Source organism: Nocardioides sp. NPDC057772 (assembly GCF_042798075.1).
GTDB lineage: Bacteria > Actinomycetota > Actinomycetes > Propionibacteriales > Nocardioidaceae > Nocardioides.
In genome coordinates, this window is sequence record NZ_JBHVKN010000007.1 from 49,693 (window position 1) to 59,282 (window position 9,590).

General features: G+C 70.6%; 9 protein-coding genes. 6 read left to right on the forward strand and 3 right to left on the reverse strand.

The window, feature by feature from the left end; translation table 11 throughout:
* The first annotated feature begins 44 nt into the window (after positions 1-44).
* From ACFVJS_RS02840 to ACFVJS_RS02850, 3 genes are read left to right on the forward strand one after another with little or no spacing between them, the layout of a single operon-like run.
* Positions 45-1,430, forward strand: a complete 1,386-nt coding sequence (locus tag ACFVJS_RS02840; protein WP_378877264.1) for a condensation domain-containing protein — start codon at positions 45-47, stop codon at positions 1,428-1,430.
* Positions 1,427-2,869 carry a condensation domain-containing protein gene (locus ACFVJS_RS02845; protein WP_378877266.1) on the forward strand — a complete coding sequence of 481 codons (1,443 nt, stop codon included), beginning with the start codon at positions 1,427-1,429 and terminating at the stop codon, positions 2,867-2,869. The genes ACFVJS_RS02840 and ACFVJS_RS02845 overlap by 4 nt, the downstream gene beginning before the upstream one ends.
* A complete protein-coding gene (locus ACFVJS_RS02850) occupies positions 2,850-4,238 on the forward strand; it encodes a condensation domain-containing protein (protein WP_378877268.1) in 1,389 nt (462 codons plus the stop codon). The genes ACFVJS_RS02845 and ACFVJS_RS02850 overlap by 20 nt, the downstream gene beginning before the upstream one ends.
* A gap of 40 nt (positions 4,239-4,278) precedes the next feature.
* Here ACFVJS_RS02850 and ACFVJS_RS02855 read toward each other — a convergent pair whose 3' ends face one another.
* The 3 genes from ACFVJS_RS02855 to ACFVJS_RS02865 are packed head-to-tail and all read right to left on the reverse strand — an operon-like array spanning position 4,279 to position 6,858.
* On the reverse strand, positions 4,279-5,226 hold the full coding sequence (locus tag ACFVJS_RS02855) for an ATP-binding cassette domain-containing protein (RefSeq protein ID WP_378877270.1): 948 nt from the start codon (positions 5,224-5,226) through the stop codon (positions 4,279-4,281).
* A 5-nt stretch (positions 5,227-5,231) separates the two neighbouring features.
* Positions 5,232-6,059 (reverse strand): ABC transporter permease, encoded by an 828-nt coding sequence (locus ACFVJS_RS02860; RefSeq protein WP_378877272.1) that lies wholly within the window; start codon positions 6,057-6,059, stop codon positions 5,232-5,234.
* Entirely contained in the window at positions 6,052-6,858 is an 807-nt protein-coding gene (locus ACFVJS_RS02865; RefSeq protein WP_378877274.1) for an ABC transporter permease, read from the reverse strand. Before ACFVJS_RS02865 ends, ACFVJS_RS02860 begins: the two co-directional genes overlap by 8 nt.
* Positions 6,859-7,020: 162 nt before the next feature.
* On the opposite strand from ACFVJS_RS02865, the gene ACFVJS_RS02870 reads away from it, so the two are divergent.
* The 3 genes from ACFVJS_RS02870 to ACFVJS_RS02880 all read left to right on the forward strand — a co-directional run.
* Complete coding sequence (locus ACFVJS_RS02870) at positions 7,021-8,196, forward strand: LLM class flavin-dependent oxidoreductase (RefSeq protein WP_378877284.1); 1,176 nt, start codon at positions 7,021-7,023, stop codon at positions 8,194-8,196.
* Entirely contained in the window at positions 8,193-8,840 is a 648-nt protein-coding gene (locus ACFVJS_RS02875; protein ID WP_378877276.1) for an FMN reductase, read from the forward strand. The genes ACFVJS_RS02870 and ACFVJS_RS02875 overlap by 4 nt, the downstream gene beginning before the upstream one ends.
* A gap of 116 nt (positions 8,841-8,956) precedes the next feature.
* On the forward strand, positions 8,957-9,590 hold a 634-nt coding region (locus ACFVJS_RS02880; protein WP_378877278.1), incomplete at its 3' end, for a response regulator.

Genomic DNA, 9,590 nt, shown 5'->3' on the forward strand with positions numbered 1-9,590 from the left:
GTGCCGCCACGAGCCCCCCACCTCAGAGAGGAACTCCACCTCCGATGGAGTACACCGAGCTGTCCGCGTACGACGTACCCCCGGGTGAGGTGACCGCGTGGATCCCTGCCGCGGCGCCAGACGCCTGGGTCGACGACGACCGCCGACTGTCCCACAACCACGAGCTGCACCTGGACACCGCCGAGGCGGGCTCGTGGATCGGTTCGATCATGCGGCTGACCGGCCCGCTCGACCACGACGCGCTCGAGCTCGCGCTCCACGCCTGGATCGGACGTCACGAAGCGCTGCGCGGGACCGTCGTGGAGACCGCGGCCGGACGGCGGCGTCGCGTCGTCGCTCCGGCGGACGTGTCGGTGAGGACCACCGTCATCGGCCGGTACGACGCCGAGGACGCCCGCGGCTGCATCTCCGACTTCCTCGCCGATCACATCGACCCGTCGGCCTGGCCCTACGTCGTCTTCGCGACGGTGGCCGACGCCGACGGCTTCACCCTCGCCTTCGGCGCCGACCACGGCGTCATGGACGCCTACTCCCAGCTCCTGTGGTTCGAGGAGATCGCGACTCTCTACCAGCGGGCGCTGGCCGGCGAGCCGTTCGCCGAGCTGGCAGTGCCCACCACCGGCAGCCACATCGACCACTCCGCCGCCGAGCGGCTCACGGGCGAGGCGATGTCCCTGGAGAGCGAGTCGGTGCGGGTCTGGCGCGACTGGCTGGCCGGCCCCGACGGGCGGCTCCGGTTCGCCGACTTCCCGGTCACCGGCATCACCGACGTACCCGCCTCGGCGTCGCCGCTGCCGCAGGCCAGCCTGTCGCAGTGGCTCGCCGAACCGCGCCAGGCCCGGGCGCTGGGCGAGCTGTGCAAGAGTGCGGGCGTCTCGTTCCAGGCCGGGATGATGGGCGCGATGGCGTACGTCCTGCGTGCACAGCACGGCGTCGAGCGGATGCGCTTCGTGGCGCCGATGCACACCCGCTACACGGCCGAGCACGCCGCCGCTGTCGGCTGGTACGTCGGACTCGTCCCGGTCACCCTCGACATCACCGGCGCTGCGACGCTGCCCGAGGTCGCGGCGCGCGTCCAGGCATCGCTCGCCGAGACGAAGCCGCTGGTGCCGCAGCCGTTCGCGCGGGTCGCCGACCTGCTCGACGTCTCCGACGCACCGCACTTCGTGGTCACCTTCGTGGACACCCGCTTCATCACCGGTGCCGAGCGCTGGAACGACTGGGACGCCCGTACGCTGCGGGCCCCCGTCCGCGCCGACGACGAGGTCTACCTGTGGCTGGTGCGCGACCGGGACGGTCTCAACGTCTCCACGCGCTACCCGGAGACGGTGGCCGCGGAGCGGGTCGTGCGCGACCTGATCGGTGGGATGAGCGACCTCTTCGACGAGATCGCCCGGCTGGAAACCGCCTCGCTCGAGGGGACGGCATGAGGATCGGGCCGCTCGCCGATCTGGCTCCCGCGCCGGGCCGGGTGCTCGTGCTGCGGCCGACGCCGGAGTGCCAGGCGGCCGCCGATGCCGCGCCGGTCTCGCCCGGGTCGCCCTCGTTCCTGCAGGTCGACCACCTCGACGCCTATCGCGCCAAGGTCGCGGCCGGCGGCGTGCACCGGGCGTGGACCGGCACTGCCGGTGAGTTCTCGTGCACCTTCTCGGCCGCTGCCTATGCGGAGGCGCTGACCTCGTTCGTGAGCCGTCACGAGGGGCTGCGGACCTGGTTCGACCTCTCGGGTGAGGTGCCGGTGCGGCATCTGGTGCCGGCCGAGGTGGTCGCCTTCGAGGCCGTCGAGGTGGAGGCGCCGGCCGACTGGACAGGCGGCTGGGAGGACCTCCTCGTCGGCCTCTGTGACGAGCAGTGCCGCCCCGACTCCTGGGCGCCGTTCCTGCTCGGCGCGATCGTGCGCGAGGACGGCTTCACCTACTTCTGGGGCTGCGACCACGCCTTCACCGACGGCGCCTCGCAGTTGATGGTCCCGGCCGAGCTCGGCACCGCCTATGCCGCGGCGCTCGGAGCCGAGGTCGAGCCGCTGCCCGACGCCGGCAGCTTCGTGACGTACGCCGCCGCCGAGCGGCAGATCGCCGCTGGCACTGACCCGGAGGCGCCGGCGGTGCGCGAGTGGGTCGACATCGTCTCGCGTCACGGCGGACGGTTGCCGCGGTTCCCGGTTTCGCTGGGACTCGATGCGGGGGAGACCGCGCCGGTGCGGGTCCGGCGGTGGACCGCGCTCGAGGGCGAGGCGGTGGCCGCACTGGAGGCGCTGTGCCGTTCCGCCGGGGGAAGGTTCGCCAGCGGCGTCTTCACGCTCCTGGCCCACGCCGAGCAGCGGCTGACCGGCAGCTCCGACTACCTGGGGATCACCGTCCTCGGCACCCGGTCGCAGGAGACCGCGATGTCGCACGGCTGGTTCTGCAACTTCGCGCCCGTGTCCATGTCGCTGGGGGAGACCTTCGCGGAGACGGTGCTCGCCGCGGAGAAGGCCTTCGAGACCGCTCGCGAGCTGGCCCGCACCCCGGTCCACGTGCCGCTCGGTGCCATGGTCGCCGGCGGCGTGCTCGCACCGACCGAGCTGGCCAGCCCGCAGATGGTCTCCTACCTGGACGTACGCAAGTTCCCCGGCGCCGGCACCACCCCGTTCGACACCGGGCTGCACTTTACCGGCGAGGGACGTACGGCCAACGCCAGTCTGTGGGTCAACCGCTTCGCCGACCGCTTCGAGCTGGCCACGCAGAGTCCCGACACGCAGCCTGGTGGCCGGGCCGTGGCGACCTTCTTCGAGGCGGTCCACGACGTGCTCGCCGAGCTCGGCCTGCCCGTGCGTCCGGTGGACGCTGATCAGATCATCGGGACCGGACATGCTGGTCACGGCCGCTGACCTGTGGGAGCCGCGGCCGGGCACGCTGCTGCGCTGGGACGTCTCCGCCCCCGCCCACGGCACACCCGCCTTGCTCTCGCTCAACCAGCGCAACCACCTCGCCGCTGCGATGGCCGGGGCGCCGACCGTCTGGCTGGCCGCGGCCTTCGACGTCGACGGACCGATCGAGCCGGTCGCGCTCTCGCGCACCTGGCGTGCCTTCCTCGCCCGTCACGGCAGCCTGCAGCTCGAGGTCGTAGCGGGTGCGGACGGGCCGCAGGCCCGCCGCCACCATCCCGGCACCCTGACCTGGTCGGTCACCACCGCCGGCCACACCGGCACTGTCGAGGAGACCCGTGCCGCACTGCACGCCGCCCTCGACGAGCGGTGCGTACCGTTCGGCTACCCCGCCTTCCTGCCCGCCGCCGTCTCCCGCCCCGACCGCTCCACGATCGTGCTCGGCATGGACCACCTGCACTGCGACGCCCACTCGGTCGCCGTGGCGGTCGAGGAGCTGGCACATCTCTACGCCGCCTTCGCGGAGAGCGGCGAGGAGCCCTCGCTGCCGGCGGTCGGCTCGTTCCTCGAGGCCGTCTTGCAGGGTTCCGACGGCCCCGCCCGGGTGGCTGCTGACGACCCGCTGCTCCGTGGATGGGGTGACTTCCTCGCCGGCCGCGGCCACCGGCTGCCGACCTTCCCCCTGCCGCTCGGCCTCGGACCGGGGGAGCGGGCCGCCCAGGCCACCGCCGTGGCTCCGCTCGCCGACGCCGACCTGATGGACCGCATCAGCGCCCGCGCCCGCACGAGCGGCGCTTCGACGTACGCCGCCGTCCTGGCCGCCCTCGCCACCGCGATCTCCGACCTCGGCGGCGGTGAGCGACTGGACACGATGGCGCCGGTCTCCACCCGCTCCGCGGAGCACCTGGCCCGCTCGATCGGCTGGTACACCACCACCGTCCCGCTCACCGTCCCCGCCTCGCTCACCGACCTGGGTCTGGCCGAGGCGGGTGATGCGGTCCGTCATGGCGTACGCCTCGGGTCGGTGCCGCTCGACCAGGTCCTCGGGTCGCTCACCGAGCCGCTGGTGCAGACCCGCAACGACGTCTTCGTCGTCTCCTGGCTCGACTACCGCCACGTCCCCGGCGGCTCCGCGCATCTCGACCGCGACGCCCAGCACATCTCGGCCTCCACCCACGCCGACGACGTGCAGATCTGGTTCTCCCGCACCCACTCGGGCCTTGCCGTCCGGATCCGCTATCCCGACACGTCGGTCGCGTCCGCGTCGGTCGACCAGCTCCTGGCCCGGCTCGAACACACTCTCGTCGCCCTCGCATCATCTGCCGAGTCGGCTCGAACCGACGAGCTTCCTCGCCGAGTCGGCTCGTCATGACGGGCAGACTCGGCGAGGATCTCGGTCAAGATGGGCCGACTCAGCGCGAGTAGAGCTGCCGGATGACGTCCTCGATGGCGGGCTCGTGGATCGACAGGTCGGCGACGTCGTACGCAGCCGCGACCTGCGCTACCAGCGGAGCAGCTGACGCGTCGGCAGGGAAGGAGAGCCACTGGCGCGGGCCCTCGACCTTGACCACCTGAGCCCCTTCGACGGCGATCGCGGGCGCCTCGTCGACGAGGTCGACGACGAGGGTGCGGGAGGCGCCGCCGTTGATGCGCAGCGACGACAGCGGGCCGTCGAAGACGGCGGTGCCGCGGTCGATCACGATGACCCGGTCGCACAGCGCCTCGATGTCCTGCAGGTCGTGGGTGGTGAGCATCAGGGTGGTGCCGCGCTCGTGGTTGAGGGCGCGCAGGAACTCGCGCAGCCGCCCCTTGGAGACCACGTCGAGACCGATCGTCGGCTCGTCCAGATAGAGGATCTCGGGGTCGTGGAGCAGGGCGGCGGCGATGTCGCCGCGCATCCGCTGGCCCAGGCTCAGCTGCCGGACCGGGGTGTCCATCAGGTCGCCGAGGTCGAGCAGCGCGACGTGGTCCTCCAGGTTGCGGCGAAAGGTCTGGTCGGGGATCCGGTAGATCCTGCGGAGCAGGTCGAAGGAGTCGCGCAACGGCAGGTCCCACCACAGCGACGTACGCTGCCCGAAGACCACCCCGATCCGCCGGGCCAGCTCCCGGCGCTGGCGAGCAGGCTCCAGGCCGGCGACGAGGGCCGAGCCGCCGGACGGCACCAGGATGCCGGTGAGCATCTTGATGGTGGTCGACTTCCCGGCGCCGTTGGGGCCGATGTAGCCGACCATCTCGCCGGCCTCGATCTCGAAGGAGAGGTCGTGGACGGCGTGCTTCACCACCGACGTACGCCTCACGACACCCGCACGCTTGCGGATGATGAACTCGCGGGACAGGTCCCGCACCTCGATCAGCGACAACGAGATCAGCTCCCTGTGGATCGGTAGCGAAGGAGCCCCTGACGCCAGACCAGGGCGGTGACACCGACCAGCGCCAGCGCGGCCAGGGGCGAGGCGAAGCGGAACCAGTCCGGTGCGCCGTACGGGTCGGTGCGGCCGAGCAGGAACAGGCACGGGTACCAGTTCACGAACGCCAGCGGCAGCAGGTAGGTGAGCGACCGGACGACCTCGCGCGGGAAGATCGTCATCGGGTACTGCATGATCGTGTTGCCGCCGTAGGTGAAGGCGTTGGCGAACTCCGAGGCGTCCGTGGTCCAGAACTGGATCGTCGAGAAGGTCACGAACACGCAGAAGTAGATGACCACGCCCGAGACGAGCGCCACCACGAGCACCAGCAGCCGTTGCGGGTTCCACTCCACCATCGGCGCCGCCCACGCGAACACCGCGACGCCCTGGGCGATCTGGCCGAGCCGGCGCAGCTCGAACCGGTCGGCGCACAGCTGCACCAGCACCGGGACCGGCTTGGTCATCATCGCGTCCAGGTCGCCGCTGCGTACCTTCTGGCCGATCTTCTCCACGCTCCCGACCAGCATGTCGGCGACGCGGAACGCGATCGAGGTGACGCCATAGAGCAGGGCGATCTCGCGCAGGGTGAAGCCGCCGTAGGTGTCCAGGTGGCTGAACATCAGCCAGATCGATACGAAGTCGAGGAAGGTGATCAGCACACCGCCGACCGTCATCGTCCAGAACGACACCGGATAGGTCATCGACGCCCGGATCCACAGCGCCGCGATGAGCCAGTAGGAGCGCGCCGCGTGGATCGCCGCTGATCCAGCATGTCGAGGTTCAACCACCCTGGACCACCACCTTGTGGGTCGCGGCGCGCAGCACGAGGGCGCACGCGGCCAGCAGGACGACCGCCCACAGCACCTGCAGACCGATCGCGGCGATCAGGTCCGGACCGGTGTGGCGCCCCAGCCAGATGTCGGCCGGGGTCTGGATGTAGGACGCGAAAGGCAGCGCCAGCGCGACCTGGCGCAGCCCGTCCGGGAAGAGGTTGAGCGGCAGCGTCAGCCCGCTGAAGAACGTGGCCAGCACACTGAGCAGCACCCGCGGACCGGTGGCGTCCAGGAGCCAGAACGCGCTGGCCGCGAAGAGGAACCGGACGGCGAAGCTGACCACGACGGCGATGACGACACTGACCAGGAAGCCCGCCGCGCCGGCGGGGGAGGGCAGGACCAGCCCGAAGAGCAGGGCACCCACGATCGTCGGCGCGACGCCACGGGTCGCGAAGTGGTAGAGCCCGCGGCCGAGGTCGGCGGCGAGATACCAGCCGAGGACGCTGACGGGTCGGTAGAGGTCGACGGCGATGTCTCCGGTGCGGATCCGCTCGGCGAGATCGTCGGTGGCGCCCCCGCTCCACAGCGCGATCGTCATCAGCAGCGCCTGCCCGATCCAGACGAACGTGATCGCCTGCTCGGCCTGGTAGCCGCCGGCCGACGGGTTCTGCTCCCACAGCGCGAGATAGGCGAAGCTGAGGATGATCCCGAAGACCGAGTTGGTGAAGATCCCGGCGAGCGTCGCGGCGGTGTAGGTGGAGTAGCGGCGGAAGGATCTGGTCGCGATCGCGGCGTACAGACTGATCTGATGCAACGCCCCGGACACCTGACGTACGTTGGCACAACAGGGGCTGCGTACGCCAAAGGGTTTCCTGGAATAACGTTGATGCAGCAACTGTTTGCCGAGTAGTTCGGATTTCAACTACCGTGGCCGACAATGAGATCGGGCCACGAAAGGGGCAGGGGAACCATGGGTATGCAGTTCGGCATCTTCACCGTCGGCGACGTGACGACGGACCCGACGACCGGCAAGACCCCGACGGAGCACGAGCGGATCAAGGCAACCGTCGAGATCGCCAAGCACGCCGAGGAGGTGGGCCTGGACGTCTTCGCGACCGGTGAGCACCACAACCCGCCGTTCATCGCCTCCAACCCGACCGCCACGCTGGCCTACATCGGTGCCCAGACCGAGAACATCATCCTGAGCACTGCGACCACGCTGATCACCACCACCGACCCGGTGCTGATCGCGGAGGACTACGCCAAGATCCAGCACCTCACCGACGGCCGCGTCGACTTGATGATGGGCCGCGGCAACACCGGCCCGGTCTACCCCTGGTTCGGCAAGGACATCCGCCAGGGCATCAACCTGGCGATCGAGAACTACGCCTTGCTGCGCCGGCTGTGGAGCGAGGACGTCGTCGACTGGTCCGGCCGGTTCCGGACGCCGCTGCAGGGCTACACCTCGACGCCGCGGCCGCTCGACGGCGTCGCGCCGTTCGTCTGGCACGGCTCGATCCGCTCGCCCGAGATCGCCGAACAGGCTGCGTACTATGGCGACGGGTTCTTCCACAACCACATCTTCTGGCCGGCCTCGCACACCAAGCAGATGGTGCAGCTCTACCGGCAGCGCTTCGAGCACTACGGGCACGGCACCGCCGACCAGGCGATCGTCGGGCTGGGTGGGCAGTTCTTCATGCGGCCCAACTCCCAAGACGCGATCAACGAGTTCCGGCCCTACTTCGACAACGCCCCGGTCTACGGCCACGGCCCCTCGCTGGAAGACTTCAGCGAGGCCACGCCGCTGACCGTCGGCTCGCCGCAGCAGGTCATCGAGCGGACGCTCTCGTTCCGTGAGTACGTCGGCGACTACCAGCGCCAGCTCTTCCTGATCGACCACGCCGGACTGCCGCTGAAGACGGTGCTGGAGCAGCTCGACCTCTACGGCGAGATCCTCCCGACCCTGCGCGCGGAGTTCGAGAAGCTGCGCAAGCCCGGTGTCCCCGACGCCCCGACCCACGCCTCCCTGGTGGAGAAGGCCGGTGGCGCCAAGGACTCGACCGTCTACGCCGAGGGCGACTCCGCCACCGGCTCCTCCGACCGCGACCTGCACGACCCCGAGGTCGCCAAGGTCCTCGAGGGGGAGCTGTGACCCGGATCGTCGTCGTCTCGGCCGGGCTCTCGGTCCCGTCCTCGACCAAGCTGCTCGCCGACATGCTCGGCGAGGCGACGGCCCGGGCCGTGCAGGCCCGGGGCGCCGAGGTCGACGTCGAGCACGTCGAGCTGCGCGGACTGGCGCACGAGCTGACCGACAACCTGCTCACCGGCTTCGCCAAGCCCGCGCTGCAGACCGCCATCGACCAGGTACGTCGCGCCGACGGCGTCATCGCGGTCACCCCGGTCTTCTCCGCGTCCTACTCGGGTCTGTTCAAGACGTTCTTCGACGTGCTCGAGCAGGGCGTACTCGACGCGAAGCCGGTGCTGATCGCAGCGACCGCCGGCACCGCCCGGCACTCGCTGGTGCTCGAGCACGCGCTGCGCCCGCTGTTCGCCTACCTGCACGCCGTGGTCGTCCCCACCGGGGTCTTCGCCGCCACCGACGACTTCGCCGGCGGCCCGGAGCTCCCCAAGCGTGTCGACCGGGCCGCCGCGGAGCTGGCCGCGCTGCTGGCCGTGGGCGGCGGCTCGCCCTCCGCTCCGGTGCCGCACCGGACGCTGGTGGAGGACGAGTTCGCCAACCCGACCTCGTTCGAGACGCTGCTCAAGCGGGCCTCCGAGGGGCCGCCTGAGTTCTGATCCGGGGCGTGTCCTTCGGCTGCCGAGGTGAACACGGGCCCGTAATCCCGGGGGTTTGTGGTGGAGTGCGACAGAATGCGTGTCGACCGCTGCCCCCAACCCCGAGCGGAGCCGTTGTGCCCAGCTATGAGCCGAGCGTCGTCGTTGCCGACGCGTCGCCTCTACTTCGTGCTGGACTCACCGACCTGCTCGCGCGGGGTGGCTACCAGGTCGTCGCCGACGCCGACGACGGCGAGACGCTCATCCAGGCGGCGACCGACACGCTGCCCACGCTGGTCGTCACTGACGCCCGATTGAGCACCGGACCGGCCGAGGACGGCATCTCCGCCGCCCGGCGGCTGCACGAGAAGGTGCCGGAGATGGGCATCGTCGTGCTGTCGGACTCTGTCGACACGGCGTACGCCGCCTCGGTCTTCGCCAGCACCGGCACCGGCGGCCTCGGCTACCTGCGCAAGTCGCGTGTACGCACCGTCCCGCACTTCCTCGACGTCGTCGGCCGGGTGGCGTCGGGGGAGGTCGTGGTCGACCCCGAGGTCATCTCCCAGATGGTCGCCGCGTCGCCCGACGCCGACCCCGATGCGATGGCGAGACTGACGATGCGCCAGAGCGAGGTGCTCGGACTGATCCAGGCCGGGTTCCCCGACCGCGCGATCATCAGCCGGCTCTTCAGCGGGCGGCGGCAGTTCGAGCGGTGCCTGAGTGAGATGTTCCTCGCGTTCGGTCTGGCGAGCGACGTCGAGCACCGGCGTA

Coding starts and splice junctions, on each gene's coding strand:
- ACFVJS_RS02845 (WP_378877266.1), top strand. CDS start 1,427: ATGAGGATCGGGCCGCTCGCCGATCTGGCTCCCGCGCCGGGCCGGGTG.
- ACFVJS_RS02840 (WP_378877264.1), top strand. CDS start 45: ATGGAGTACACCGAGCTGTCCGCGTACGACGTACCCCCGGGTGAGGTG.
- ACFVJS_RS02870 (WP_378877284.1), top strand. CDS start 7,021: ATGCAGTTCGGCATCTTCACCGTCGGCGACGTGACGACGGACCCGACG.
- ACFVJS_RS02850 (WP_378877268.1), top strand. CDS start 2,850: ATGCTGGTCACGGCCGCTGACCTGTGGGAGCCGCGGCCGGGCACGCTG.